Annotated in this window: 30 protein-coding genes; 11 read left to right on the top strand and 19 right to left on the bottom strand. The window is 73.1% G+C overall.

Annotated features, from left to right (window positions below):
- Nucleotides 1–22 precede the first annotated feature (22 nt).
- Genes H4O22_RS16245 through H4O22_RS16235 form a run of 3 tightly spaced genes read left to right on the top strand, consistent with a single transcriptional unit; the run spans nt 23 to nt 1226 of the window.
- A complete protein-coding gene (locus H4O22_RS16245; protein ID WP_182524380.1) occupies nt 23–487 on the top strand; it encodes a CYTH domain-containing protein in 465 nt (154 codons plus the stop codon).
- Between the two features lie 37 nt (nt 488–524).
- Nucleotides 525–875, top strand: coding sequence for a hypothetical protein (locus H4O22_RS16240; RefSeq protein WP_182524379.1), 351 nt, complete (start codon nt 525–527; stop codon nt 873–875).
- Between the two features lie 15 nt (nt 876–890).
- A complete protein-coding gene (locus H4O22_RS16235; protein ID WP_182524378.1) occupies nt 891–1226 on the top strand; it encodes a hypothetical protein in 336 nt (111 codons plus the stop codon).
- 97 nt (nt 1227–1323) lie between these two features.
- Here the strand turns inward: H4O22_RS16235 and H4O22_RS16230 are convergent, their stop codons facing one another.
- Entirely contained in the window at nt 1324–2034 is a 711-nt protein-coding gene (locus tag H4O22_RS16230) for a lysoplasmalogenase (protein WP_182524377.1), read from the bottom strand.
- Between the two features lie 137 nt (nt 2035–2171).
- Here H4O22_RS16230 and H4O22_RS16225 point away from each other — a divergent pair, with 137 nt between their 5' ends.
- Nucleotides 2172–3656, top strand: coding sequence for a DUF222 domain-containing protein (locus H4O22_RS16225; RefSeq protein ID WP_182524376.1), 1485 nt, complete (start codon nt 2172–2174; stop codon nt 3654–3656).
- Here the strand turns inward: H4O22_RS16225 and H4O22_RS16220 are convergent.
- Genes H4O22_RS16220 through H4O22_RS16210 form a run of 3 tightly spaced genes read right to left on the bottom strand, consistent with a single transcriptional unit; the run spans nt 3653 to nt 6152 of the window.
- Nucleotides 3653–4165, bottom strand: a complete 513-nt coding sequence (locus tag H4O22_RS16220; RefSeq protein WP_182524375.1) for a Gmad2 immunoglobulin-like domain-containing protein — start codon at nt 4163–4165, stop codon at nt 3653–3655. The genes H4O22_RS16225 and H4O22_RS16220 overlap by 4 nt on opposite strands.
- Before the next feature lie 38 nt (nt 4166–4203).
- Nucleotides 4204–5679, bottom strand: coding sequence for an amidase (locus tag H4O22_RS16215; protein WP_182524374.1), 1476 nt, complete (start codon nt 5677–5679; stop codon nt 4204–4206).
- Between the two features lie 20 nt (nt 5680–5699).
- Complete coding sequence (locus tag H4O22_RS16210) at nt 5700–6152, bottom strand: MaoC family dehydratase (RefSeq protein ID WP_182524373.1); 453 nt, start codon at nt 6150–6152, stop codon at nt 5700–5702.
- 45 nt (nt 6153–6197) lie between these two features.
- On the opposite strand from H4O22_RS16210, the gene H4O22_RS16205 reads away from it, so the two are divergent.
- Nucleotides 6198–7301 carry an adenosine deaminase gene (locus H4O22_RS16205; protein ID WP_182524372.1) on the top strand — a complete coding sequence of 368 codons (1104 nt, stop codon included), beginning with the start codon at nt 6198–6200 and terminating at the stop codon, nt 7299–7301.
- Here H4O22_RS16205 and H4O22_RS16200 read toward each other — a convergent pair.
- From H4O22_RS16200 to H4O22_RS16185, 4 genes are read right to left on the bottom strand one after another with little or no spacing between them, the layout of a single operon-like run.
- On the bottom strand, nt 7298–7909 hold the full coding sequence (locus H4O22_RS16200) for an ATP-binding protein (protein ID WP_182524371.1): 612 nt from the start codon (nt 7907–7909) through the stop codon (nt 7298–7300). The genes H4O22_RS16205 and H4O22_RS16200 overlap by 4 nt on opposite strands.
- A 43-nt stretch (nt 7910–7952) precedes the next feature.
- On the bottom strand, nt 7953–8789 hold the full coding sequence (locus H4O22_RS16195) for a hypothetical protein (RefSeq protein ID WP_182524370.1): 837 nt from the start codon (nt 8787–8789) through the stop codon (nt 7953–7955).
- Nucleotides 8786–9118: a hypothetical protein gene (locus H4O22_RS16190; protein ID WP_182524369.1), complete on the bottom strand. Its 333-nt coding sequence runs from the start codon at nt 9116–9118 to the stop codon at nt 8786–8788. Before H4O22_RS16190 ends, H4O22_RS16195 begins: the two co-directional genes overlap by 4 nt.
- A complete protein-coding gene (locus H4O22_RS16185) occupies nt 9115–9642 on the bottom strand; it encodes a hypothetical protein (RefSeq protein WP_182524368.1) in 528 nt (175 codons plus the stop codon). The genes H4O22_RS16190 and H4O22_RS16185 overlap by 4 nt, the downstream gene beginning before the upstream one ends.
- Before the next feature lie 85 nt (nt 9643–9727).
- On the opposite strand from H4O22_RS16185, the gene H4O22_RS16180 reads away from it, so the two are divergent.
- Nucleotides 9728–10294 carry a hypothetical protein gene (locus H4O22_RS16180; RefSeq protein WP_182524367.1) on the top strand — a complete coding sequence of 189 codons (567 nt, stop codon included), beginning with the start codon at nt 9728–9730 and terminating at the stop codon, nt 10292–10294.
- A gap of 36 nt (nt 10295–10330) precedes the next feature.
- On the top strand, nt 10331–10885 hold the full coding sequence (locus H4O22_RS16175) for a hypothetical protein (protein ID WP_182524366.1): 555 nt from the start codon (nt 10331–10333) through the stop codon (nt 10883–10885).
- Here the strand turns inward: H4O22_RS16175 and H4O22_RS16170 are convergent.
- Genes H4O22_RS16170 through deoC form a run of 3 tightly spaced genes read right to left on the bottom strand, consistent with a single transcriptional unit; the run spans nt 10882 to nt 14158 of the window.
- Nucleotides 10882–11754: an aldehyde dehydrogenase family protein gene (locus tag H4O22_RS16170; RefSeq protein ID WP_182524365.1), complete on the bottom strand. Its 873-nt coding sequence runs from the start codon at nt 11752–11754 to the stop codon at nt 10882–10884. The genes H4O22_RS16175 and H4O22_RS16170 overlap by 4 nt on opposite strands.
- On the bottom strand, nt 11751–13190 hold the full coding sequence (locus H4O22_RS16165; RefSeq protein WP_182524364.1) for an aldehyde dehydrogenase family protein: 1440 nt from the start codon (nt 13188–13190) through the stop codon (nt 11751–11753). The genes H4O22_RS16170 and H4O22_RS16165 overlap by 4 nt, the downstream gene beginning before the upstream one ends.
- Before the next feature lie 5 nt (nt 13191–13195).
- Nucleotides 13196–14158: a deoxyribose-phosphate aldolase gene (deoC, locus tag H4O22_RS16160; protein ID WP_182524363.1), complete on the bottom strand. Its 963-nt coding sequence runs from the start codon at nt 14156–14158 to the stop codon at nt 13196–13198.
- Between the two features lie 108 nt (nt 14159–14266).
- Here deoC and H4O22_RS16155 point away from each other — a divergent pair, with 108 nt between their 5' ends.
- On the top strand, nt 14267–14818 hold the full coding sequence (locus H4O22_RS16155) for a hypothetical protein (protein WP_182524362.1): 552 nt from the start codon (nt 14267–14269) through the stop codon (nt 14816–14818).
- On the opposite strand, the gene H4O22_RS16150 is transcribed toward H4O22_RS16155, so the two are convergent.
- Genes H4O22_RS16150 through H4O22_RS16130 form a run of 5 tightly spaced genes read right to left on the bottom strand, consistent with a single transcriptional unit; the run spans nt 14815 to nt 19782 of the window.
- Nucleotides 14815–16470 carry a phospho-sugar mutase gene (locus H4O22_RS16150; RefSeq protein WP_182524361.1) on the bottom strand — a complete coding sequence of 552 codons (1656 nt, stop codon included), beginning with the start codon at nt 16468–16470 and terminating at the stop codon, nt 14815–14817. The genes H4O22_RS16155 and H4O22_RS16150 overlap by 4 nt on opposite strands.
- A 37-nt stretch (nt 16471–16507) precedes the next feature.
- A complete protein-coding gene (locus H4O22_RS16145) occupies nt 16508–17503 on the bottom strand; it encodes an aldo/keto reductase (RefSeq protein ID WP_182524360.1) in 996 nt (331 codons plus the stop codon).
- Between the two features lie 24 nt (nt 17504–17527).
- Nucleotides 17528–18328 (bottom strand): NAD-dependent epimerase/dehydratase family protein, encoded by an 801-nt coding sequence (locus H4O22_RS16140; RefSeq protein WP_182524359.1) that lies wholly within the window; start codon nt 18326–18328, stop codon nt 17528–17530.
- Nucleotides 18325–18957: a TetR/AcrR family transcriptional regulator gene (locus H4O22_RS16135; RefSeq protein WP_182524358.1), complete on the bottom strand. Its 633-nt coding sequence runs from the start codon at nt 18955–18957 to the stop codon at nt 18325–18327. The genes H4O22_RS16140 and H4O22_RS16135 overlap by 4 nt, the downstream gene beginning before the upstream one ends.
- Before the next feature lie 21 nt (nt 18958–18978).
- Nucleotides 18979–19782 (bottom strand): purine-nucleoside phosphorylase, encoded by an 804-nt coding sequence (locus H4O22_RS16130; protein ID WP_244963000.1) that lies wholly within the window; start codon nt 19780–19782, stop codon nt 18979–18981.
- A gap of 225 nt (nt 19783–20007) precedes the next feature.
- Between H4O22_RS16130 and H4O22_RS16125 the strand changes: the two genes are divergently transcribed.
- The gene (locus H4O22_RS16125) at nt 20008–20967 is read left to right on the top strand and encodes a hypothetical protein (RefSeq protein WP_182524356.1); all 960 of its coding nucleotides are present in this window, start codon (nt 20008–20010) and stop codon (nt 20965–20967) included.
- Nucleotides 20968–21063: 96 nt separating this feature from the next.
- Here the strand turns inward: H4O22_RS16125 and H4O22_RS16120 are convergent, their stop codons facing one another.
- A complete protein-coding gene (locus tag H4O22_RS16120; RefSeq protein ID WP_182524355.1) occupies nt 21064–21516 on the bottom strand; it encodes a gamma-glutamylcyclotransferase family protein in 453 nt (150 codons plus the stop codon).
- Between the two features lie 70 nt (nt 21517–21586).
- Here H4O22_RS16120 and lpdA point away from each other — a divergent pair, with 70 nt between their 5' ends.
- Nucleotides 21587–22987 (top strand): dihydrolipoyl dehydrogenase, encoded by a 1401-nt coding sequence (lpdA, locus tag H4O22_RS16115; protein ID WP_182524354.1) that lies wholly within the window; start codon nt 21587–21589, stop codon nt 22985–22987.
- 13 nt (nt 22988–23000) lie between these two features.
- Entirely contained in the window at nt 23001–24398 is a 1398-nt protein-coding gene (locus H4O22_RS16110) for an NAD(P)H-quinone dehydrogenase (RefSeq protein ID WP_182524353.1), read from the top strand.
- On the opposite strand, the gene H4O22_RS16105 is transcribed toward H4O22_RS16110, so the two are convergent.
- Together H4O22_RS16105 and H4O22_RS16100 are read right to left on the bottom strand one after the other, a co-directional pair.
- Nucleotides 24395–25018, bottom strand: coding sequence for a hypothetical protein (locus H4O22_RS16105; RefSeq protein ID WP_182524352.1), 624 nt, complete (start codon nt 25016–25018; stop codon nt 24395–24397). The two genes, H4O22_RS16110 and H4O22_RS16105, sit on opposite strands and share 4 nt — an antisense overlap.
- 19 nt (nt 25019–25037) lie before the next feature.
- Complete coding sequence (locus H4O22_RS16100) at nt 25038–25781, bottom strand: DUF305 domain-containing protein (RefSeq protein WP_220451189.1); 744 nt, start codon at nt 25779–25781, stop codon at nt 25038–25040.
- Nucleotides 25782–25809: the final 28 nt, after the last annotated feature.

The following is a 25809-nucleotide window of genomic DNA, read 5'->3' as shown; positions in this document are numbered from 1 at the left end:
CCCCGCGCCGTACCCTCGACCCGTGTCGGACCCCCTGAAGTACGCGGTGGTGGAGCGGGAGCGTCGCTATCTCCTGGCGCGCCTGCCGGACGGCGTCACCAGCACGAAGGAGATCGTCGACCGCTACGTCACGGGGACCCGGCTCCGCCTCCGCGAGGTGCGCGAGGGCGACGGCACCGTGATCCGCAAGCTCGGGCACAAGGTGCGCCTGACCGAGGGACCCGACGAGATCGCCTGCACGAACTTCTACCTCGACGACGAGGAGTGGGCGGTCCTGGTCGCGCTCCCCGCCCGGACGCTCCGCAAGAGGCGACACATGGTCGCCAGGGACGGTTGGCTCGTGGCGATCGACGAGCACGAGGACGGCACGCTCGTCGCGGAGATCGACGACCGCGACGAGCCCTCCGACCGGGTTCCGGACTGGCTCGACGTCGTGCGGGACGTGACCCGCGACGAGGCCTGGACCGGTGGGCGACTCGCGCGTTAGGGACGCACGGATCGGGCGATGGGACTACCTTGCCCGCATGCGATCGAGGCAGCAGGCGCGCGTGCTGGACCTCGCCGTCGTCATCGTGATCGCCACGTTCACGCTGACGACCGGCGCCGGGGCGGTCGTGGCCGCCGGCGACGGTGCTCTCCTGTCGTGCGGCTTCGGAGTCCTCGCGCTGCTGGTCTTCGCCGGGGTGCTGCGGGGACTCTGGGTCAGGCCCCGTTCGTACCCGCTGCAGGCGCTGGGGCTGGTGGGGTGCGTCGCCGTCGACGGGGCGGTGTCCGCAGCCGTCCTGCTCGTGGTGGTCTCGGCCCGCGAGGTCTTCGACCGCCACGGCGTCCGTGCCGCGCCACGAGCAACCCGCCAGCCGAGCCCGTCCCTCTGACGACAGGATCACTTCATGACCGAGGAATGGTCGAAGATCGCCAGCCTGTACGACGGGCCCCGAGCAGTCGGAGGCTCCCTCCAGGTCGGCGCAGGCCGTCTGCGGTTCCGGGCGCACGCCATCGACCGGGCCCTCAAGGGGCGGGAGATCGACGTGCCGCTCGACGCGATCTCACGGTTGACCCTCACGGACCGCTCGCTCCTCGCGCCCCGCCGCCACGTGCTGGTCGAGACGTACGACGGCGTGCGTGCCCGCTTCCTCGTCAACGGGGCGAAGAAGGTGATCCACCGCCTCTCGCGCGACGTGAGCGAGGCGACGGGCACTGCAGTCGAGGTCGTCGGGCTCGACTAGGGAGCACCGGCGAATTGCGTGAGATGGCGGCGAGGAGGCTGGCGCCGACCTACCGATCCGAGCTGGCAGAACTGCTGAAGGGCGCCGCGGCGGCCGTTCAGGTCGCGCTCGCGACTCCCGCGGCGATCAGGGCCTGGCCGGCGGTGTACGTCGTCATCACCACTGCCTCGAGGGCGGGCCGGGGCTCGGGGAGCAGGAACTTCTGGGCCGCGAGGACGGTGTCGGAGACGAGGAACAGCGCGGTGCCGGCCTGCAGGGTCCTTCGCGCATCCTGCGGCAACGCCGGGTCGAGCATCCGCGAGCTCGCGAACATCGCGGAGAGGATCGTCGCGTAGGCCGCGACCGGCACCCCGAGCGCCGGGTCCTTGCGCCCGGCCGCGACGCCCAGCACGGGAGCAGCGGTCAGCCAGAGGCCGAGCGCGACCTTGAGACCTGCCGTGTCGTAGTCCTTGCTCTCGCCGCGGACGGACAGGAACGCCGCGACGTACGCGACGTGGGCCCCGAAGAAGGACCCGACACCGGTCAGGAAGGACCGCTTGCTCGTGCCGAGCAGCGCGACGTCACCGCCCCAGGAGAACGCCTGGGCCACGGCCGTCGCGGTGTGGAGCAGCTGGGTATCGGGGCCGGCCCCGCGGTCCGCGGTGCGGCTGTGGAAGGCGGCCGCCAGGGTCGGCATCAACGCCGGCTTGAGGACGCGCCTCCACCGTCGGGCCCCGACGCTGGTGCTCTTCTTGCCGGCGGCGATGCTGTCGGCGATCGCGAGGGCGACGTAGGCAGCGCTGGGCAGCAACGTCCTGGCACGGGGCATGCCGCACATCCTGAAGGCTGCCGGTGGTGCTCGCCAATTCATCCCGGATCGCGGCGGAATCGGTCGACCGCGGACTGTCGGTGGTCACGTCTAGCGTGGGCACCACACCAGGAAGCACGTCACCCACGGGGATCCAGATGACCGACGCCACCGCGACGCCCACGCCGGGACCGGCTCTGGACGAGTGCGGTGCGCGGGCGGTGCTGGGCGCAGCGTCCGGGGCGCTGCGGGCGCGCCGGCTGGCCGAGGTGGCCGAGATGGAGATCGCCGCCCAGTGGGCGGTGCTGCACGGCCACCCCGATCCGGGCCGCGAGGGCCGGGACCCGATGGTCCAGCCCGGCGGGGACGGGACGCCGGAGGTGCGGGAGCACGCGCTGCCCGAGCTGGCGATGGCCCGCGAGACCCACCAGGCCACGACCCGCGCGCTCGTCGCGGACACCCTCGACCTCGTGCACCGGCTCCCACGCGTGTGGGCGGTCGTCCGGGCGGGGGAGTGCGAGCCCTGGGTGGCCCGCAAGGTCGCGACGCAGTCCCGCCATCTCTCGCAGGACCGGGTCGCCCTGGTCGATCGGGCGGTCGCCCGGATGATCCGTGGGCACGCGCCGGCCACGGTGCTGCAGGCCGCTGCTGCCCGCATCATCGAGGCCGACCCGGAGAGCCACGCGATGCGGCGCGAGATCGAGCGCCGCCGCCGCTACGTCACCCTGTCGCGCTCCGACGAGTACGGCTACCGCACCATCATCGCCAGGATCACTGCCGGCGACGCCGCCTGGATCGACGCGATGGTCGACCGGGTGGCCGACATCCTGGTCGCCGAGCACGGCCACGACCACCACCGCGACGAGCTCCGCTCCCGTGCCCTGGGCTGGCTCGCCCGACCGGCCGACCTACTCCGGCTGCTCCTCGACCACACCTTCCCGGCTGACGACCCCGGGGAGCCGGAGGAGCCGGACGGCGAGCCGTCGCGTCCGGTGTGGCAAACCGAGCACCTCGACCGGACCCTCGGCCGCCTCGCGGCGCTGAGCGTCCGGCAGCTCGCGGCCCTGCGCGGCAAGGGGACGGTCTACGTGCACCTCGCCGAGTCCGCCCTCCGCCGGCAGGCCGGGCTGGCCCGTGTCGAGGGTGACGGACCGATGCTCGTGCAGGCCCTCTCGGAGCTCCTCGGGCACGCCGATGTCCGCCTGATGCCGGTCCTCGACCTGCACCTGACCGGGCGCGGCGATGCCTACGAGCATCCGGAGCCGGTCAAGGACCAGGTGTGGCTCACCGCGGGAGGCGACGCCTTCCCGTTCAGCCCCGCCACCGCGACGAGGGCCGCGGTCGACTTCGACCATGCGGTGCCCTACCTGCCACCCGACCGCGGCGGCCCGCCCGGCCAGACCGGCACCCACAACTCCGCGCCGTTGCGCCGGCGACATCACCGGTGGAAGACCCACGGCGGCTACCGCGTCCGACCGGCCGGTCCGGGGCGCTACGTCTGGCAGACCCCGCACGGGCTCTGCCTCCTGCGCGACCACCACGGCACCCGCCGGCTCACCGACGGCGAGGCCGAGCTCATCCTCACCGCGCCGCCGGGCGTCGACATCTACCCGGGAGTCGAGCTCGCCTACGAGCCCGCCTAGCCCTGGACGGGTGCGCGCAACCGCGACCCGGCCCTGATCCGGTCGGGGTCGTCGATCGCGGGGTTGGCCTTCACGAGCTGGCTGACCGTGACCCGGGTGTACGGCTTGAGCGCGCGGGCGATCCCCGTGAGGGTGTCGCCGGCCTCGACCCGGTAGATCAGGTGCCCCTGGGAGTCAGGGAAGCAGATCACCTCGACCTCGCGGGTGTGGAAGCCGGGGCTGGGTCCCTCGTCGGGCAGCCCCGGGTTGTCGCCGAAGACCTGCACGGTCAGCCGGGTTCCGGCGCGGGGCGGGTCCGGCAGCCGCACCTCGGCGGAGAAGTCGCCGACGCCGATGCCACCCCCGCTGGACTGCGCGAACGCGGTGGTGAGCAGCTTGCCGCCCGGTCCCAGGACCCGGATGCCGATCGTCCCCTCGAACCCGCCGCCGATCCCTGCCACGACGAAGCGCCGGCCGACCAGGTCGTTCGCGCGGGGCTGTCGTACGCGCACGTCGGAGACCAGACCCATGGCCACATCCTGCTGGCGCGGCCGAGGCTTGTCGAGGATCAGATCGCGGGCCGCCGGTCCCACCACGGCGCGGCCTGCTCGAGCTCGGCCGCGAGGCGGAGCAGCCGTGCGTCGCTGCCCAGGGGACCGACCAGCTGCACGCCCATGGGCAGGCCGGCGGGGGTCCAGTGCAGCGGGACGCTCATCGCCGGGCGCCCGGTGAGGTTGGCGAGCTGGGTGTAGGGCACCCAGCCGAGGTTCTCGCTGATCAGCTGGTCGACGATCGGCGTGAACCGGAGCACGCTGCCGGCACGGGCCGCCAGGAGCACCCGCTGCGCGAGCGCGACCGGCGCGGGCAGGTCGAAGGCGCCGACCCGCGGGGGCGGGGTGGCGGTGGTCGGCGTGAGCAGCAGGTCGTGGTCGGCGTGGAAGGCGGCGAGCCGGCGTACGTGGTGGTGCCGCCCCTCGACGGCCCGCACGTAGTCGGTGGCGCTGGTGGCCCGGCCGAGGGCCGCCATCACCCGGGTGTCCGGCTCGAAGGCGTCCTCGCCGGCACCGGAGGCCTCGCGGGCCTCGGCCACCGCGACGGCGCAGTGCACGAACCAGGTGGTGAGGAACTCCTCCGCGAGCCGGGCGTCGTCGACCGGGCTGGCCACCTCGACGACCTCGTGGCCGAGCTCGGTGAGCAGGTCCGCGGCCCGTCGTACGGCGGCGCGCGCCTCCGGGTCGGGGTCCGCGTTGATGGCGCTGTCGGAGGTCACCCCGATCCGCAGCCGACCCGGGTCCCGGCCGACCTCTGCGGCGAACCCGTCTCCGGGGATCCCGCCGCCCAGGTAACCCGACACGTCGGTCGGGCCGGCGAGCACGTCGAGCATCGCCGCGGTGTCGCGGACGCTCCGGGAGACCACGCCGTCGGTCGCCGTGCCGCCCATCGGCTCGCCGTGGGCGGGACCGTGCGGGAGCAGGCCGCGGCTGGTCTTGAGCCCGAACAGGCCGCAGGCGGACGCCGGGATGCGGATCGAGCCGCCACCGTCGCTGGCCGCCGCGCATGGCACCACGCCCGCGGCCACCGCCGCGGCGCTGCCGCCCGAGGACCCGCCCGGGGTGTGCTCGGGGTTCCACGGGTTGCGTGCGGGCCCGAAGGCGTGCGGCTCGGTGATGCCCTTGGCGCCGAACTCCGGGGTGTTGGTCTTGCCGAAGATCACCAGCCCGGCCTCGACCCACCGCTCGACCACGGCGGCGGTCTCCGCGGCGGGGAGGTCCTTCAGGGATCGGCTGCCCCCACTGGTGGGCACGCCGCGCAGGTCCTGGTGGAGGTCCTTGAGCAGGAACGGCACGCCCTCGAAGGGCCGGCCGCCCTCGGGCGCAGGACCCTGGGGGGCCGGGGGGTCGACCTCCCGGATGATCGCGTTGAGGCGGGGGTTGACCTCCGCGGCTCGGGCTCGCGCGGCGGCGAGGAGCTCCTCCGGGGTGGTCTGCCCGCTGCGTACCAGCTCGGCCAGGCCGACGGCGTCGTGGTCTCGGTAGTCCTGCACGCCGCGAAGGGTAGCGGTGGCTACGAGAGCAGCAGGACGACGGTCTCGGCGACGCAGGCGGGCTTCGGCTCGCCCTCGATCTCGACGGTGTAGCGGATGATCAGCTGCGTGCCCGCGGGCACGTCGGTGACCTCGCCGAAGGCGACGTGGCCGCGGACCCGCTTGCCGACGAGCAGCGGGGCGGGGAAGCGCACCTTGTTGACGCCGTAGTTGAGCTTGGCGCCCGGGGTGTCGAGCTCGAAGACCTGGCTGCCGAGCCACGGCACGAGCGACAGCGTGAGGTAGCCGTGGGCGATGGTGCCGCCGAACGGCCCGTCCTTCGCGCGCTCCACGTCGACGTGGATCCACTGGTGGTCGCCGGTCGCCTCGGCGAAGCGGTCGACCCGCTCCTGGTCGATCTCGATCCAGTCGGTGCTGCCGAGGTCCTGCCCGGCGGCCGCCGCCACCTCGTCCAGGCTGGTGAAGACGCGCATCGTGGGGTTGCCCTCCGCTTCGGTGGTCTGTGGTGGGATGACGCCATGAGCGCCACCGCCGCCGAACCTACCGCTCTCTCCCGCGACCTGGTCCTGCGGGCGCCGAAGGTGCTCCTGCACGACCACCTCGACGGTGGACTGCGTCCGCAGACCATCGTGGAGCTGGCCGCCGACTGCGGGCACGAGCTGCCGGCGGCCGACGCCGAGTCGCTCGGCAGGTGGTTCCGGGAGTCCGCCGACTCGGGCTCGCTCGAGCGCTACCTGGAGACCTTCGACCACACCGTCGCGGTGATGCAGAGCGGTCCGGCCATCACCCGCGTGGCGCGGGAGTGCGTCGAGGACCTCGCCGCCGACGGGGTCGTGTACGCCGAGGTCCGCTACGCGCCCGAGCAGCACGTCGCCGGCGGGCTGACGCTCGACGAGGTCGTCGCCGCGGTCCAGGAGGGCTTCGACCAGGCCACCGAGGCGGCCGGGGGCCGGATCGCCGTACGGCAGCTGCTCACCGCGATGCGCCACCAGGCCCGCTCCATGGAGATCGCCCAGCTCGCCGTCGCCTGGCGCGAGCGCGGCGTGGCCGGCTTCGACATCGCGGGCGCGGAGGCGGGCTACCCGCCCACCCGCCACCTCGACGCGTTCGAGTACCTCCAGCGCGAGAACTCCCACTTCACCATCCACGCCGGCGAGGCCTTCGGGCTCCCGTCGATCTGGCAGGCGATCCAGTGGTGCGGCGCCGACCGGCTCGGCCACGGCGTCCGGATCATCGACGACATCACGGTCGGCGACGACGGCGAGGTGGTCCTGGGCCGGCTCGCGGCGTACGTCCGCGACAAGCGGATCCCGCTCGAGATGTGCCCGGCCTCCAACGTGCAGACCGGGGCCGCCGCCTCCATCGCCGAGCACCCGATCGGGCTGCTCCGGCGGCTCCGCTTCCGGGTCACGGTGAACACCGACAACCGGCTGATGAGCGGCACCTCGATGACCGACGAGCTCTGGTCGCTGGTCGAGGCCTTCGGGTACGGCGTGGGCGACCTGGAGTGGTTCACGGTCAATGCGATGAAGTCGGCGTTCCTGCCCTTCGACGAGCGCTTCGACCTGATCCGCCGCGTCCTCAAGCCGGCGTACGCCTCGCTGGCCGCCGAGCTCGACTAGCGGGGAGTCGCCGCCGCGGCCAGCTCGCGGGAGGCGGCCAGCGCCTCCTCGGGAGTCACCGGCACGCAGCCGAGCGCGACCGCGTGGTCCACGACGCGCCGCTGGTCGCGCAGCAGCGCCAGGCCCCGGCGTACCAGGACCAGCGGCGGCTTGCGGTGCTCGCGCAGGTCGCGGGTGAGCCGTCGCCAGAAGGTGACCAGCGGGTGCTGGCGGACGCAGTACGCCGCGGCCAGCAGCCCGGCCTCCCGGGCGACGGGCACGACCTCCTGGGCGAAGATCCCCTCCGCCACGAACAACGGGCCGCCGGCGAGGTCGAGCGTGCGGACCCCGCACCGGCCGTCGTGGGCGATGTCGTAGATCGGGACCTCCGCGTGCCCGGTCCGGCACAGCTCGGTCATCGCGGCCACGGCGTCCTCGAGCACCCAGGACCGCGGGTCGTCCCAGTCGACGAGCCCGGCATTGGCGCCCTCGCGGATGAGGGGGAGGGTCGGGTCGCCCGCGCTCTTGTAGAAGTCGTCGAGGCGGAGGATCGGCAGCCCGATCCGCTCGGCGAGCCGGGACTTGCCGGCGCCCGAGGGGCCGGCGAGGACGATCACACGGGCGCGCACCGGGACAGTCTGCCCGAGCGCGCCCGCGCGTCGTCGGGGGCCCTCAGGCGGGCTGGGGGACCCAGGCGCCGCCGTCGTTCATGGTGTCGCTGGCGCCCTCGGAGATCAGCGGCCACTCGTTGTTCGCGACGCCTCCGGAGGTGTTGGCCAGCGCCTGCCAGTTGATCGTGTCGGTGGTCGCCTGGGCGTTCATGAACTCCAGGAGGAGGTCGGTGATGTTGACGACCTTCTGCCACACCTTGGCAACCGCCTCGATGATCGTCGGCACCTCGAAGGAGATGATCTTCGAGGCGTCGGTCGCGCTGGCGAGGATGTCGAGGATGTCGGTGCCGAACGACGCGAACTCGTAGATCAGCTTGCGCCACAGCTCGAGGATCTTGTTGGCGGCCGCGCTGGTCAGCTTGCCGCCCTCCTCCAGCGCCTCGCCGAGCTTCTCGAGGTGGGAGTGCTGGACGTCGGAGACGGCCTTGTACTTGTCGTACGCCGCGCCGGACCACGCCCCCTCGACGTCGCTGGCGATCTCGACCTCGTTGCGCTGCTTGAAGATCATGCCCTGGGCGTCGACGTAGTTCTGGGCCCAGATCTGGAGGTTCCCGGGGTTGCCGGCGAGCCTGTTCACCGCGTCCTCGAGCTTCTCCTGGATCTCGCGCATCCCCTTCGTGAGCGCGGGCTCGATCTCGTCGTTCCACTTCTTGATCGCGTGCTCGACCTCGTTCTTCCCGGGAAGGATGTCGTCGAGGAACTGGCCGAAGGAGGCGGCGGCGCCGTTGAGCATGTCGATGATCTTGTTGTAGGAGTCCCAGAACTGGTCCTGGAAGTCGCCGTACTTCTCGTTGAACTGCTCGAGGAGGTCGGCGAAGGTCTTCGGGTCGCCGCTCACTGCTCGATCATCCTGTCCAGGGTCTGCATGTCGGCGGCGACGGTGCTGTCGGTGCCGTCGTAGTCGTTCGCCGTGGAGACCAGCGCGGCGTCGAGGTACTCGAAGTTGCTCTTGCCGGTCTGCAGCGCCTTCTGCATCTCCCTGCTCCACTCGTCGTAGTGCCCCGAGACGCCGGAGGACCCCGCGAGGACGCCGAACGAGTCGCCGCCCCCCACCCCCGGCCCGATCTCGGTGAGGGCCTTGCCCATGTCGGTGGCGGCGGTGGCCCACATCGCCGCGGCGCGGCGCAGCGCCTCGCTCTGGACGTTGAAGGATCCCCGGTCGGTCATCGGTCGTCTCGCTTCCGGTAGGCCTGGTCGAATGCCTGCAGCACGGCGCGCTCGAGGTGGGAGGTGCGGGCGTTGGCGAGCCAGCCCGGGTCGGCGGTGACGATGCCCCCGGCGCTCGCGAGGCCGAGGGTGACGCTGACGCAGTCGTTGTCGGAGACGCCGGTGGTCGGCCCGAGGTCGTCGGTGTCGTAGTGGTGGGGGACCAGGTCGGCCGGGTCGGGCCGCCAGCCGGTGCCCATCCAGTTCTGCACCGCCACGACCGGCTGGTGCGTGGCGCGCACGGCCTCGGGCATGCCGCTCCCGACCGCGACGTCGGGCCGCCCGGCGTCGCGCCGCGCGACCCGCGCCGCGCGCGCCGCCTCGTCGACGGCGGCCCGGAGGCCGTCGGGCCGTCGGAGACGGGGCGCGTCGGTCACGACGTGGACCTCGACGACGCGGTCGGCGCCGTCGACGGTCACCGACAGGCAGCCCTCGTCGTCGAGACCGCTCGCGGTCTGCTGGTCAGGGATCGTGTCGCCGGGCACGAGTGCCTTCCTACCGCCGTCGTCCCCAGGTCAAACGCCCCGGCGTCCAGGTTTCCGCGGGAGAGGCGCCGGGTACGCCGGAGCCATGGTCCGGACCCCTGCCCTCGCCCTGGCCACGCTGCTCGGCGCCCTCGCGCTCACCGGCTGCGGCGACGACACGGACGCCGGCGCGACCCCGGGCACCGACACGGTCGAGTCGGCCGACCCGACGCCGGTCTCCTCCGAGACGTGCGACCAGCTCGTCGACGACGAGGTGGTCACGGCCCTCGGGTGGACGCCCGGCGGGACGGCGGGGGAGTCGGTCGGCCGCTGCGAGTGGTCGGGCGGTGGCGACGTGCTCACCGTCGGCGAGCGGCAGGACCTCGCGGCCGGCTACGACGAGGACTCGCGGACGGCGTACCGGGAGGCCTGCTCCGGCCTCGAGCAGGAGTCCGGCGGCGTCCTCGACGAGGAGACCACGTGGCTCGGCGAGACCGAGGCGTGCCTCCTGGAGCTCGAGGAGGGCTCCGAGACCGGCGTCGCGCGGATGTACGTGCTGACCGACGACCTCGCGCTCGTGGAGGTGCAGGTCGTCGCCTCGACGCCGACCCCGGTCGAGTCCCTGCGTGCGGGCCTCACGATGCTGACGGAGCGGGTCGAGCAGACCTGGTGAGGTTCAGCCGGGACCGTGCTGGGTAGGTCCGCACGCGTGAGTCCTGCAATGTTCCGCCACGCGGTCGCGACGGCGGCCACCCTGACCCTCCTCCTGGGCGGGTGCTCCGACGAGGCCGACGAGCCCACCGCCCCGACCGACGACCCGACGAGTGCCGCCGACTGCACCGATCTGGTGCCCCCCGCGGCACTGGACGCGGTCGGCTGGAGCGCGAGCGGCGGTCCGCTCGTCGAGGACGGGACCTGTCGGCAGGAGACGGACGGCGGGGCGGTCACCGTGCAGCGGCGTCCCGTCCCGGCGACCAGCGAGGACGAGGTCCCCGCCTCCGCCACCGAGCAGTTCGACAAGCGGTGCGCCGTGCTCGGCAGCATCGTCGACGACGTGCCGGGCGAGGAGGTCGACTGGCTCGGGCCGGAGCGCCGGGCGTGCGCAGCGCTCCCGGACGACGGCGCCGCCGGCACCAGCTCGATGGTCGCGCTGGTGTCGGAGTCCGTGCTGATGGAGTTCCGGCTCGAGTCCGACGCGCCGCTGGCCGCGGGCGACGTGCAGGCCGCCATGACCGAGCTGGCGGACGCCGCAGCGTGGCGCTAGACCCCGATCGGGTGCCAGACGGTCTTGGTCTCGAGGAACGCGGTCATCGAGCCCAGTCCGGGCTCCACGGCCCAGTCCGGCTCGGCGGCCGGCGCGCGGCGTACCCGCTTGAGGTTGTCGGCGGCCGCGACCTCGAGCTCGGCGGCCAGCGCCGGGTCGCCGGCGACGCCGACGAGGTCGATCGCGTTGACGTCCATGTGCGAGGCGAGCCACGGACCGATCGTCGCCGCGGAGCCGGTGAGGATGTTGACCACGCCGCCGGGGACGTCGGAGGTCGCGAGGACCTCCGCGAAGGTGACCGCCGGGAGCGGGCGCTCGAAGGAGGAGACGACCACCGCGGTGTTGCCGGTGACGACCACGGGCGCGATCACGCTGACCAGCCCGAGCAGTGAGGACGCCTGCGGCGCCAGCACGGCGACGACGCCGGTCGGCTCGGGGGTGGAGAGGTTGAAGTACGGCCCCGCGACCGGGTTGGCGCCGCCGACGACCTGGGTGACCTTGTCGGCCCACCCGGCGAACCAGACCAGCCGGTCGACGGCCTCGTCGACGACGCGGTCGGCGTCCTTGGCCCGCAGCCCCTCGGACTGCTGGACCGCCTGCACGAACTGCGGGCGGCGGTCCTCCATCACCTCGGCGACGCGGTAGAGCACCTGCGCGCGGTTGTACGCCGTGCGGCCCGACCAGCCGCCGAACGCCTTGCGGGCGGCGACGACCGCGTCGCGGCCGTCCTTGCGGGAGGCGAGCGCGGCGTTCGCCACGAACGCGCCGCCGGCGTCGCGCACCTCGTAGGAGTGCCCGGACTCCGAGCGGGGGAAGGCCCCGCCGATGTAGAGCTTGTAGGTCTTGCGGACGTCGATGCGGTCGCTCACGCCTCGGCTCCCTTCAGGTACGCCGCGAGGCCGTGCCGGCCGCCCTCGCGACCGTGGCCGGACTCCTTGTAGCCACCGAAGGGGCTGGTGGGGTCGAACTTGTTGAACGTGTTGGCCCACACGACGCCGGCCCGCAGCTGATTGGCGATCGAGAGGATCAGCGAGCCCTTGTCGCTCCACACGCCGGCGGAGAGGCCGTACGGCGTGTTGTTGGCCTTCTCGACCGCCTCGGCGGGGGTGCGGAAGGTGAGCACCGAGAGCACCGGGCCGAAGATCTCCTCGCGGGCGATCCGGTGGGCCTGGGAGACGCCGGTGAACAGCGTCGGCGGGAACCAGAAACCCTTCTCGGGGAGGTCGCACGGGGGCGCCCAACGGCCCGCGCCCTCGGCCTCGCCCACCGCGGAGAGCTCGTGGATGCGAGCCAGCTGCTCGGCGGAGTTGATGGCGCCGAGGTCGGTGTTCTTGTCCAGCGGGTCGCCGACGCGCAGCGTCGTCATCCGGCGCTTGAGGCGGGCCAGCAGCTCCTCGGCGATCGACTCCTGCACCAGCAGCCGCGAGCCCGCGCAGCACACGTGGCCCTGGTTGAAGAAGATGCCGTTGACGATGCCCTCGACGGCCTGGTCGAGCGGGGCGTCGTCGAAGACGATGTTGGCGGCCTTGCCGCCGAGCTCGAGGGTGACCCGCTTGTCGGTGCCCGCCACGGTGCGGGCGATCGCCTTGCCGACCTCGGTGGAGCCGGTGAACGCGACCTTGTCGATGCCGGGGTGCGCCACCAGGGCCTGCCCGGTCGCGCCGGCGCCCGTGACGATGTTGACGACGCCCGGCGGGAGGTCGGCCTGCTGGCAGATCTCGGCGAACAGCAGCGCGGTGAGCGGCGTGGTCTCGGCCGGCTTGAGCACGACGGTGTTGCCGCACGCGAGCGCGGGCGCGACCTTCCAGGCCAGCATCAGCAGCGGGAAGTTCCAGGGGATGATCTGCCCGGCGACCCCGAGCGGCGTGCTGCCGTACCCGGCGTACTCGAGCTTGTCGGCCCAGCCGGCGTAGTAGAAGAAGTGCGCCGCCACCGTCGGCACGTCGACGTCGCGCGCCTCGCGGATCGGCTTGCCGTTGTCGAGCGACTCCAGGACCGCGAGCTCGCGGCTGCGCTCCTGGATGATCCGGGCGATCCGGTAGAGGTACTTCGCGCGCTCGCGCCCCGACATCCGCGACCAGACCTTGTCGTACGCCGTACGGGCGGCGCGCACCGCGCGGTCGACGTCGGCCTCGTCGGCCTCCGCGACCTCGGCGAGCACCTCCTCGGTGGCCGGGTTGATCGTCTTGAACGCCGTGCCGCCGCCGTCGACGAACTCGCCGCCGACGAACAGGCCGTACGACGGCTTGATGTCGACGACCGAGCGGGACTCGAGGGCGGGGGCGTAGGTGAACGGGGTGGTCATCGCGATCAGTCCAGGGTGACGTAGTCGGGGCCGGAGTAGCGGCCGGTGCGCATCTTGGTGCGCTGCATGAGCAGGTCGTTGAGGAGCGTGGAGGCGCCGAACCGGAACCAGTCCGGGTCGAGCCAGTCGTCGCCGCAGACCTCGTTGACCATCACGAGGTACTTGATGGCGTCCTTGGTGGTGCGGATGCCGCCGGCGGGCTTGACGCCCACCATCTGGCCGGTCGCGTCGCGGAAGTCGCGGACCGCCTCCAGCATCACCAGCGTGACGGGGAGGGTGGCGGCCGGCTGCACCTTGCCGGTCGAGGTCTTGATGAAGTGTGCGCCGGCCAGCATCGCCAGCCAGCTGGCCCGCCGTACGTTGTCGTAGGTCTGCAGCTCGCCGGTCTCGAAGATCACCTTGAGGTGGGCCGGGCCGCACGCCTCGCGGACCGCGACGATCTCCTCGAAGACCTGCAGGTAGCGGCCGGAGAGGAAGGCGCCGCGGTCGATGACCATGTCGATCTCGTCGGCCCCGGCCTCGACGGCGTCGCGGGTGTCGGCGAGCTTGACGGGGAGGGCGGCGCGGCCGCTCGGGAACGCCGTGGCGACGGAGGCGACGTGCACGCCGCTGTCGCCGAGCGTCTCCCGGGCGACGCCGACCATGTCGGGGTAGACGCAGACGGCGGCGGTCGGGGGACAGTCGGGATCGGTGGGATCGGGGCGCATCGCCTTGCTGGCGAGCGCGCGCACCTTGCCGTGGGTGTCCTGGCCCTCCAGCGTGGTGAGGTCGACCATCCGGATCGCCAGGTCGATCGCGAACGCCTTCGCGGTGGTCTTGATCGACCGGGTGCCGAGGGTGGCGGCGCGGGCCTCGGCGCCGACCTGGTCGACGCCGGGCAGGCCGTGGAGGAATCGTCGCAGGCTCGCGTCGGACCCGGTGAGGTCGGCGAAGTCGGAGGCACCCGCGACGCTGGGGGTGGCTGTCACCCGCCCAGCATAGGGTTGGCCCCGATGGGGACCGAAACGCGAAGGGAGCCGCTGGTGGCAGGGCACGAGGGGCCGGTTGAGCGGTTCCGGCCGACGAGCGGACGGGTCATGGGCGTGCTCGGCCTGCTGGTGGCCCTGGTGTTGGCGGTGGCGGGCGCGGTCGACGGCCCCGACGGTCTCCCGGCCGAGGTCGTGGCCGCCGCGCTGGTGGGCGCCGTCCTGGTCTGGGCCACGATGCTCAAGCCGGGAGTCGCCGTCGAGGGGCGGCTGCTGGTGCTGCGCAACTCGTTCGAGACGGTGCGGATCCCGCTCGCCGCCGTCGAGGAGCTCGCCGTCCGCCAGGTGCTGGCGGTCCGGGTGGGCAAGCGGCGGTTCGTCTCGCCGGCGCTGGGCCGGTCCCTGCGCCAGGTCGTCAAGGGCGGCTCGGCGCCGCGGCCCGACGCGGCCGGCGCCGCGGCGCTGGCCACCAAGTCCTACCCCGACTACGTCGAGGACCGGCTGCGGCGGCTGGTCGACGACGCCCGGGCGATGGAGGGGGTCGCCCGGTTCTCCCCCGAGCAGGAGGACCTGGCCCGGCAGGTACGCCGGGAGCCGGCGTGGCTGGAGATCGGGCTGCTCACCGGCACGGTCGTGGCGTTCGTGGCGGCGCTGGTCCTCTAGATGCCGGCCGCGGCGGCGATGTCGGTGCGCACGGCGTCCAGCCGGCCGGTGGCCGAGATCCGGGCGGCGTCCACGTCGCCGTCCGCCTCGACCGGCACCACGACCTCCAGGTAGCACTTCAGCTTCGGCTCGGTGCCGCTCGGGCGGACGACCACCCGGGCGCCCTCCGCGAGCACGAAGCGGAGGCCCTCGGTCGGGGGCAGCCCCGCGCCGCCGAGGGACAGGTCGTCGACGCGCTCGACGGCGAGGCCGCCCAGCACCGCCGGCGGGGCGCTGCGGAGCCGCTCCATCGCCGCGCCGATCTGCGCGAGGTCCGTGACCCGCACCGAGAGCTGGTCGGTGGCGTGCAGCCCGTGGGTGCGGGCGAGGTCGTCGAGCAGGTCGACGAGCCCGCGCCCCTCGGCCTTGGCGCCCGCGGCCAGCTCGCAGAGCAACAACAGGGCCGAGATGCCGTCCTTGTCGCGGACGTGCTCGGGGTCCACGCAGTAGCCGAGCGCCTCCTCGTAGCCGAAGGCCAGGTCCTCGACCCGGCCGATCCACTTGAAGCCGGTGAGCGTCTCGGCGTACGGCTGGCCGGCGGCCGCGGCCATGGTGCGGAGCAGGCTCGAGGAGACGATCGTGGTGGCGTAGGTGCCCTGCTTGCCCGAGGAGAGCAGCGCGTGCGCGAGCAGCGCCCCCACCTCGTCGCCGCGCAGCATCCGCCAGCCGTGCGGGCCCGGGACGGCGGCGGCGCACCGGTCGGCGTCCGGGTCGTTGGCGACCACCAGGTCCGCGCCGTACTGCTCGGCGAGGTCCATCGCGAGGTCCATCGCGCCCGGCTCCTCGGGGTTGGGGAACGCGACCGTCGGGAAGTCCGGGTCGGGCTGCTCCTGCTGGGCGACCACGCGCAGCGGCGAGAACCCGGCCGTCTCCAGCACCTGCACCACCGCGGTGCCGCCGACGCCGTGCAGCGGGGTGTAGACGATGTTCAGGTCGCGGGGCCCGTCGACGGCGAGGTCGGCGACCGTGTCGAGGTAGCGGTCCAGGACGGTCTCGTCGAGCACCCGCCCGGCGCGCCCGCGCGGGATGTCGGCGTACCGCCCGACGGCCGCGATCCGCTCGGCGATGCCGGTGTCGGCGGGCGGCACGATCTGGCTGCCGTCGCCGAGGTAGACCTTGTAGCCGTTGTCCTCCGGCGGGTTGTGGCTCGCGGTGACCATCACGCCGGCCGCGCACCCGAGCTCGCGGATCGCGTAGGCCAGGATCGGGGTGGGCAGCGGCCGGGGGAGCAGCAGCGCGTCGTACCCGGCTCCGGTCATCACCTCGGCGGTGTCGCGGGCGAAGACGTCGGAGTTGTGGCGGGCGTCGTACCCGATGACGACGGAGCCGCGCGCGCCGGTGTCGCGGAGGTACGCCGCCAGCCCGGCCGCGGCGCGGGCGACCACGACCCGGTTCATCCGGTTGGACCCCGCGCCCAGCGGCCCGCGCAGGCCGGCGGTGCCGAACTCCAAGGTGCCGTCGAACCGGTCCGCGAGGTCGGCGAGGGCCGTCTCGTCGCCCGCCTCCGCCCCGGCGAGGACCTGCTCGAGCTCCGCGCGCGTCCGCTCGTCGGGGTCGTCGGCGATCCAGGCCCGGGCGGTCTCGAGCAGGGCGGGCAGGTCGGCGGACGTCATGGAGGGCACCTTACGAGGGGGCCCGCCGGGCTCGACGTCAGGCGTCGATCGAGCTCATGTCGCCGTAGCGCTCGCCCACGACGGCGTCCCGCGGGACCGCCTCGTCGAGCGCGGACAGGTCGTCGGGGGTGAGCTCGACGTCGGCGGCGCCGACGTTCTCCTCGAGGTAGCGGACCCGCTTGGTGCCGGGGATCGGCGCGACGTCCTCGCCCTGCGCGAGCACCCACGCGAGCGCCAGCTGGCCCGGGGTGCAGCCCTTCTGCTCGGCCAGCGCGCGCACCCGGTCGACGAGCACGAGGTTGGCGCGGAGCCCCTCGCCGTTGAGCCGGGGGAAGTACGCCGAGCGGCGCGAGTCGTTCTCGTCCAGGTCGGACTCGGCGGTGATCGCGCCGGTGAGGATGCCGCGGCCGAGCGGGGAGTACGGCACCAGCCCGATCCCGAGCTCGCGCAGCGTCGGCAGCACCTCGTCCTCGAGGTCGCGGGTGAACAGCGAGTACTCCGACTGCAGCGCGGTGATCGGGTGCGTCGCGTGGGCGCGCCGGACGGTGGCGGCGGACGCCTCCGAGAGCCCGAGGTGGCGGACCTTGCCGGCGGCGACCAGCTCGGCCATCGCGCCGACGGTCTCCTCGATCGGGACGGTCTTGTCGACGCGGTGCTGGTAGTAGAGGTCGACGTGGTCGACGCCGAGCCGCTGGAGGGAGGCGTCGCAGGCGCGGTGGACGTACTCCGGTCGGCCGTTGACGCCGACGCGGGTGCCGTCGGGGAGCCGCTCGTTGCCGAACTTGGTCGCGAGGACGACGTCCTCGCGCCGACCGGCGACCGCCTTCCCGACCAGCTGCTCGTTGGTGAACGGGCCGTACATGTCGGCGGTGTCCAGGAAGGTGACGCCCAGGTCGAGCGCGCGGTGGATCGTGGCGATCGCCTCGTCCTCGTCGCTGCGGCCGTAGAACTCCGACATGCCCATGCAGCCGAGGCCGAGGGCGGAGACGGCGAGCGGGAAGGCGGTCCCGAGGGTGCGCTGCTGGAGGCTCATGGGACCAGTGAACCCCACCTGCGGTCAGGCGAGGCGGTCCAGCGCCGGGCGGTAGTACGTCGGGGTCGCGAACGGTCCGCCGACGTGCGCGGCCTCCTCGTCGTCCTGGGCGGCGGGCGCCACCGTGTCGGCGAACTGCTCGGCGTCGTCGAGGGGCTCGTAGCCGAGCGCGCGACCCGGCTCGAGGTCCCACCAGGCGCGGGTGTTGGCCGAGATGCCGTAGAGGACCGCGAAGCCGGGCGCGGTCGCGGTGAGGGCCGCCTCGACCATCCGCACCCCGTCGTCGGGGGAGAGCCAGGTCGAGAGGTGCCGGACGGTCTCGGGGCGCGGCAGGAACGACCCGATCCGGCAGGAGACGACGTCGAGGCCGTAGCGGTCGGCGTACAGGCTGAGCAGCGCCTCGGCCGCGACCTTGCCGACGCCGTAGAAGGTGTCCGGCCGGGGGCGGGCGTCGACGGTGAGCAGCTCGCGGCGCGGCGTCCGGCCGACGGCGTGGTTGGAGGAGGCGTAGACGAGCCGGGGCACGTCGTGCTCGACCATCGCGTCGAGCAGTGCGGCGGTGGTGAGGACGTGGGAGGCCAGCGAGTCGGGCAGGTTGGCCTCGTCGGGGTGCCCGGCGAGGTGGACGACGCCGTCGAGGGACTCCTCGGCGAAGACCGCCGCGACGGCGTCGGCGTCGGCGCAGTCGACGGTGTGGAACGGCGTCTCGTTGCCGTCGGGCTCCGGCACCCGGTCGAGCGAGACGACCTCGTGGCCGCGGTCGAGGAGCCCGAGCGTCACGGCGCGCCCGATCGTGCCGGCCGCGCCGGTGACCAGGACCCTCACGTCGGGAGGGGAGCGGTCAGCATGGCGGTGACCATGGCGAGCAGGTTCTCGATGAAGTCCTCCGTCGGGAGCTGGGGCCGGCCCGGGATCTCGCGGTCCTCGCTGCGGGCGCGGTCGGCGACGGCGCGCAGCAGGAACGTCGTGACCAGCGCGAGCCGCTCGTCGCGGAAGGCGTCCGGCATCGCCGGGAGCCGCTCCTGGAGCAGCTGGAACACGTCGTACCCGCCGGTGCGGCTGAGCACGTCGTGGACCTCCGCGGGGATCCGGGGCCCGCCGTCGTCGACGAGCTGGGCGACGATCTGCAGGTAGCAGCGGCCGCGCCACCCGGTCTCGGCGAGCTCGATCGCGGGGCGGACGACCGCCGCGAGGACGCTTGCGAGGTCGTCGTCGGGGGTCTCCCGGGCCAGGGCGAGCAGCTCGCGCTCGCGCGGGCCGAGGAAGTCGACCTCGCGCTCGATGACCGCGGCGAGCATCCCCTCCCGGGAGCCGAAGTGGTAGTGCACCGCGCCCCGGTTGCGCTGGCCGGCCTGGCGGGTGATCTCGAGGAGGGAGGCGTTGTGGACGCCGTGCTCGGCGAAGGCGCGGGTGGCGGCGTCGACCAGCAGCTGCCGGGTGTCGCTGGCGGTCATGACGTTCCCCCCGTGCCTCGGTCAGATCCTCGGGACGAGATCCCCGAGGAGCGCGCCCATCCGGGACGCAGCGGAGCGGCCGGCCTCGAGGACCTCGGCGTGGTCGAGCGGCGCGCCGCTGATGCCGGCGGCCAGGTTGGTGACCAGGCTGATGCCCAGCACCTCCATCCCCGCCTCCCGGGCGGCGATCGCCTCGAGCGTGGTGCTCATCCCGACGAGGTGCCCGCCGATGGCGCGCACCATCCCGATCTCCGCCGGGGTCTCGTAGTGCGGCCCGGGGAACTGCACGTAGACGCCCTCGTCGAGCGACGGGTCGACCTCGCGGCACAGGCCGCGCAGGCGGGGGGAGTACAGGTCGGTCAGGTCCACGAAGTTGGCCCCGTGGATGGGGGAGCGGCCGGTGAGGTTGATGTGGTCGCTGATCAGCACCGGGGTGCCGGGCGTCCAGGTCTCCTTCAGGCCGCCGCAGCCGTTGGTCAGCACGATCGCGCGGCAGCCGGCCGCGGCCGCCGTACGCACCCCGTGGACGACGGCGTCGACGCCCCTGCCCTCGTAGTAGTGGGTGCGGCTGAGGAACACCAGCAGCTGCCGTCCGCCCGCCTCGATCGACCGGATCTTGCCCGAGTGGCCCGCCACCGCCGCCGCCGAGAACCCCGGCAGGTCGGTCGTGTCGATCTCCGCCGTCGCCGTGCCCAGCGCGTCGACCGCCGGCAGCCAGCCCGAGCCCAGCACCAGCGCCACGTCGTGCTGCGCCACCCCGGTCAGCTCCGCCAGGCGCGCCGCAGCCCGCCCGGCCAGCTCGTACGCGCTCTCTGCCTCAGTCACTCGCCGGACTCTAGTCCGGTGGGCGGGCCGGGTGCGTGTTTCCCCGGTGATCCGGGGAAACCTGATGTTCTCGGCCGTCGCGATGGCCGAGAACATCAGGGAATCCCTGAGAAGTGCGCGGCCGGCAGGGCCAGGAGGCGTGCACAGGCCGGGCGGAGGGCGCCGCCCCTCCACAGACGACGCAGCCGAGGGTGAGCCGAGGTTCGCGGCGGGCAGCCGGTCTCCATGATGCTTCCGCCGAGAGACCCTGATGACCCCCGCAACGGGCCGATCCTGCTGCGCCCTGACCTCCTCGCCGAGGGCTGGCACGACCGCGCCATCGCCCGCATGCTCAGCCGGAAGGCGTGGGTCAGGCTCCGCAACGGCGCCTACGTGCCGGCGTCGGCCTGGGAGAGCCTCACCGACGCCGAGCGCCACGGGCTGCGCGCGCGAGCCGTTCAGCGCCAGGCGCGGACCCGGGTCGTGCTCTCGCACGTCTCCGGACTCGTCGAGTACGACACGCCGACCTGGGGGCTGGACCTCAGCGACGTCCACGTGACCCGCCTCGACGGCAGGGCGGGACGTCGCGAGGCAGGTGTCGTCCAGCACTGCGGCGTGGTCGAGGAAGAGGACGTCGTATGCCGGAACGGGGTCGACGTCATGACCGCGACGAGACTCGCGCTGGAGGTGACGACGGTGACCGACGTCGAGGCGAGCCTGGCGGTCGTCAACCACCTCCTCCACTGCGGCGCGACGACGAGGCTCGCGCTCGAGCAGCGTTACGCCGGGATGGAGCGTTGGCCGCGCACCTTGTCGACCGACCTCGTGCTGAGGCTGGCGGACGGTCGTGCGGAGTCGGTCGGCGAGTCCCGGTGCTTCCACTTCTTCTTCCGGCAAGGCTTCCCCATGCCCGAGCTGCAGCACGAGGTCCGGGACTCGTCCGGGGAGGTCGTCGCGCGCGTCGACTTCGCCTGGCCCGAGCTCGGGGTGTACCTCGAGTTCGACGGCAAGGTGAAGTACGAGAAGCACCTCCGCCCCGGCGAGCGTGCGAGCGACGTCGTGGTGCGGGAGAAGCGGCGCGAGGAGATGATCTACCGCCTCACCGGTTGGCGCTGCATCCGGCTGACCTGGGCCGACCTGGAGCGCCCGGAGCGGACGGCCGCGTGGATCAGGGCGGTGCTGTTTCCCCCGCTCGCGGCGGCCTGACCGCCGTACTTCTCAGGGAGAACCTGACGTTCTCTGGCATCGCGATGGCCCAGAACATCAGGATTCCCCGGATCACCGGGGAAACCTGACGACGCCCTACAGCCCCGTCGACCGGCAGGGCCGGCGGCGGAGTGCGGCGACGTAGTCGGCGGGGGCGTCGGCGGCCTCGGCGGCGTCGGCGAGGACGCCGAGGTGCAGCGCGGAGGGCAGGCCGCCCTCGTAGGCGTCGAGCACGTAGGTCCAGGCGACCAGCTCGCCGGTGAGCGTGGCGACGCGGACCTTGGTCTTGCGGTAGAGCCCCGAGTCGGCGGACTCCCAGCCGTCGAGGTGCGCCTCGTCCTCACGGGTCACGTCGTAGACCGCGACGAAGACCTGCTCGAAGGGGTCCTGGACGATCGTGGTGAGGGCGCCGTCCCAGCCGTGCTCCTCGCCGCCGAAGGTCAGTCGCCAGCCCTCGAGCCAGCCGGTGGTGTGCAGCGGGGAGTGGGGGCAGCGCTCGCCCATGCGCGCGGGGTCCATGTTGGTCCCGTAGGCGGCGTACAACGTCACGGGGAGCAGGCTACTGGTGGAACCCGGTCCGGCTTGGGGTGACCTGTACGACGGTCCTAGGCTGACTGCCGTGAGCACCCACTTCGATGTCCTCGTCCTCGGCGCCGGCCCCGGTGGCTACGTCGCCGCCATCCGCGCTGCCCAGCTCGGCAAGAGCGTCGGGATCGTGGAGGAGAAGTACTGGGGCGGGGTCTGCCTCAACGTCGGGTGCATCCCGTCGAAGGCGCTGCTGCGCAACGCCGAGATCGCGCACATCATCACGCACGAGAAGAAGACCTTCGGGATCGAGGGCGACGCCACGATGGCCTTCGGCCCGACCCACCAGCGCAGCCGCAAGGTGGCCGAGGCCAGCGCCAAGGGCGTGCACTACCTGATGAAGAAGAACAAGATCACCGAGATCGACGGCTGGGGCACGTTCACCGGCGCCAAGACCGTCGAGGTCAAGGACAAGGACGGCGGCGCCACGTCGTACACCGCCGACGACGTCATCATCGCCACCGGCGCGCGGGTGCGGATGCTGCCGGGCATGGAGAAGAGCGCGAACGTCGTCACCTACGAGGAGCAGATCCTCGACGAGGAGCTGCCGGGCTCGATCATCATCGGCGGCTCGGGCGCGATCGGCGTGGAGTTCGCCTACGTGATGACGAACTTCGGCGTCGACGTCACCATCGTGGAGTTCCTCGACCGGATGGTGCCCACCGAGGACGCCGACGTGTCCAAGGAGCTGCTCAAGCAGTACAAGAAGCTCGGCGTGAAGGTGCTGCTCTCCACCAAGGTCGAGAACGTCGAGGACACCGGCAGCGGCGTCAAGGTCACCGTGAGCCCCGCCGACGGCGGCGACTCGCAGGTGCTCGAGGCCGACAAGATGCTGGCCGCCTTCGGGTTCGCCCCGCGCGTCGAGGGCTACGGCCTGGACCAGGCGGGCGTGGAGCTGACCGAGCGCGGGGCGATCGCGGTCGACGAGCGCGGCCGCACCAACGTCGACGGCGTGTACGCGATCGGCGACGTCACCGGCAAGCTGATGCTCGCCCACACCGCGGAGGCGATGGGCGTCGTGGCGGCGGAGACGATCGCGGGCGCGGAGACCATCGAGATCAACTTCGACATGATCCCGCGGGCGACGTTCTGCCAGCCGCAGATCGCGTCCTTCGGCTACACCCAGGCGCAGGCCGAGGAGAAGGGGTACGACGTCAAGGTCGCGCAGTTCCCGTTCTCGGCCAACGGCAAGGCCCGCGGCATGGCCGAGGGCGTGGGCTTCGTGAAGATCGTCGCCGACGCCGCGCACAACGAGATCATCGGCGCCCACATGATCGGCCCCGAGGTCACCGAGCTGCTCCCGGCGCTGACGCTGGCCCAGCAGTGGGACCTCACCGCAGACGAGGTCGCCCGCAACGTCTTCGCGCACCCGACGCTCTCGGAGGCCGTCAAGGAGGCCGTCGAGGGCATCGCCGGCCACATGATCAACCTCTGAGCCGGGCGACTCGATGAGCAGCGACCGTGTGGTCATCATCGGCGGCGGTCCGGGCGGGTACGAGGCCGCCCACGTCGCCGCCCAGCTCGGCGCGGAGGTGACGATCGTCGACTCCGACGGCGTCGGGGGCTCCGCGGTCCTCACCGACTGCGTGCCCAGCAAGACGCTGATCGCCACCGCCGAGGTGATGAGCGAGCTGTCCGGCGCCGCCGAGCTCGGCGTGGCCTTCCAGGACCACGAGGGCGACGCGGCGGAGACGATCCGCGTCGACCTCGCCCGGGTCAACGCGCGGGTCAAGCAGCTCGCGGCCGACCAGTCCTCCGATATCGGCCGCCGGCTGGTCCGCGACGGCGTCCGCATCCTCCCCGGCCGCGGCCGCCTCGACGGGCCCGGCCGGGTGGTCGCGGCGCTGCCCGACGGCGGCGAGGAGACCCTCGAGGCGGACGCCGTCCTGGTGGCCACCGGCGCCGCGCCGCGCACCCTGCCCACCGCGCAGCCCGACGGCGAGCGGATCCTCACCTGGGAGCAGGTCTACGACCTCACCGAGGTGCCGACCGAGCTGGTCGTGGTCGGGTCCGGCGTGACGGGCGCGGAGTTCGCCAGCGCCTACATGAACCTCGGCATCCCCGTCACCCTGGTCTCCTCGCGCGACCGGGTGCTGCCCGGCGAGGACGCCGACGCGGCGACCGTGCTCGAGGAGGTCCTCAAGCGGCGCGGCATGACCGTGCTGTCGAAGTCGCGGATGGAGTCGGTGACCCGCGACGGCGACATCGTCACCGTGACGCTCACCGACGGCCGCACCATCGAGGCGTCCCACTGCATCCTCGCGCTCGGCTCGGTGCCGAACACCGCCGACATCGGCCTCGAGGAGGCGGGCGTCGTGCTCAAGGACGGCGGGTTCGTCAACGTCGACCGCGTCTCGCGTACGTCGGCGCGCGGCGTCTACTCCGCCGGCGACTGCACCGGCGTGCTGATGCTGGCCTCGGTCGCGGCGATGCAGGGCCGGATCGCGATGTGGCACTTCCTCGGCGACACCGTGCACCCGCTGGACCTCAAGAAGGTCTCCTCCAACGTCTTCACCGCCCCGGAGATCGCCACCGTCGGCTGGTCGCAGCAGGCCGTCGACGCCGGCGAGATGCAGGCCGAGGTCGTCTCGCTCCCGCTCTCGGGCAACCCGCGGGCCAAGATGCAGGGCGTCCGCGACGGGTTCGTGAAGCTCTTCTGCCGCCCCGGCACCGGCATCGTCGTCGGCGGCGTGGTCGTCGGGCCGCGCGCCAGCGAGCTGATCCACCCGGTCTCGGTCGCGGTCGCGGAGTCGCTCACCGCCGACCAGCTCGCCCAGGCGTTCACGGTCTACCCGTCGATGAGCGGCTCGATCGCCGAGGCCGCCCGGAGGCTGCACCGCTTCTAGGTGAGGAACCCCGGCGAGCTGCCCTGGTTGATCGTGGCCTGCGCCTCGGCGTGCCGCTGCCGGCGGTCCGACCTGCGGCGCCCGTCGAGCGACCGGCCCTGGTCGCCCACCGCCCACCACGGCACGAGCCGGTCACCGACGGCCACCATCCGCACCTGCGGCAGCATCCCGGTGGTCAGCCGCACCTCGTCGGTCCGGCACACCGGCACCGACCGCTCCACACCGCCGGACGGCGTCCACGGCAGGTCCGTGACCGCCGGACCGTGGCGCGGGTCGAAGAAGCACGGGTCGCGGCGCGCCGGCAGCGGCTCGCCGTCACGTCGCGCGAGCACGCGGGCGACGCGGAACCGGCCCTCGTCCAGCAGCGTCCCGAGGGCGCCGTCGTCCCTCCCCTCGTCGGCGAGCGTCAGGACGGACTTCGCCTCCTCGTAGGCGTCCAGCGCGGCCTGGTAGTCGGCGCGCATCGCCTCGTCGAGGGTGGTGGTCAGGGTCTCGACGTGCAGGTCGGCGACCTGCTCACCGAGCGTGGTCACGTCCTCGCGCGCCATGCGTCGTCGTACGCGCTCCTGCTCGGCGGCGACCAGCCGCCGGTCGCGTCGCGCCGTGAGGATCCAGACCATGCCGCAGCGTAGAGCGGACTCAGCGCAGCGAGGCCAGGATTCGCTGCATCCGGTCGATCTCGACGCCCTGGCCGACGCGGACGTCGGCGGCGATCTCGGCGACCCGCGGGTCGATGCCAGTGGCGAGCACGTCGTCGGCCATCTCGACCGCGCCGCGGTGGTGGCGGACCATGCCCTCGAGGAAGAGCCGGTCGAACGCCGTCCCGGACGCCGCGGCGAGCTCGGCCAGCTCCTCGTCGCTGAGCAGCCCGACCATCGGGTGGTGGCCGTGCTCGCTGTGGTCGTAGTCGTGCGGGTCCTCCTGCGGCGACGGTACGTCGATGCGCCGCTCGGCGAGCCAGCCGGCCATCACCCAGATCTCCGGCCCCTGCGCGGCCTCGATGCGGCCCGCGAGCGACCGTACCCGCGGGTCGGCCGCGCGGGTCTCGGCGAGCTCGGTCAGGTCGAGGGCCTGCCCGTGGTGCGGGATCATCATCTGCAGGTAGGAGACGTCGTCGTGGTTCCACGGCGGCGGGGCCAGGACCTCGTCGGGGGCCAGCGTGGTGGCCGGCTCGCCGGGTCCGCCGGGCTGCACCTGGGGGACGTCCGCCTCGGGGACCGCCGCGGAGGGAGCCGCGGAGGAGGGGGCGTCGTGGGTGTGGTCGGCCTCCCCGGGCAGGTGCTCGTGCTCCGCGGGCGGCTCGGTCCGGGCGTCCCCGCCGCAGCCGGTGGGCAGCACGAGCACGCAGGACAGGAGCAGCGCAGCGAGACGGGAGGGACGCACCTGCCCAGCACATCACGCCAGCTGATGA

Origin of the sequence: Nocardioides dongkuii, from assembly GCF_014127485.1 — a bacterium.
Lineage (GTDB): Bacteria > Actinomycetota > Actinomycetes > Propionibacteriales > Nocardioidaceae > Nocardioides > Nocardioides dongkuii.
Note: the sequence above shows the minus strand (reverse complement) of the source record. Positions and strands in the feature narration are given on the sequence as shown.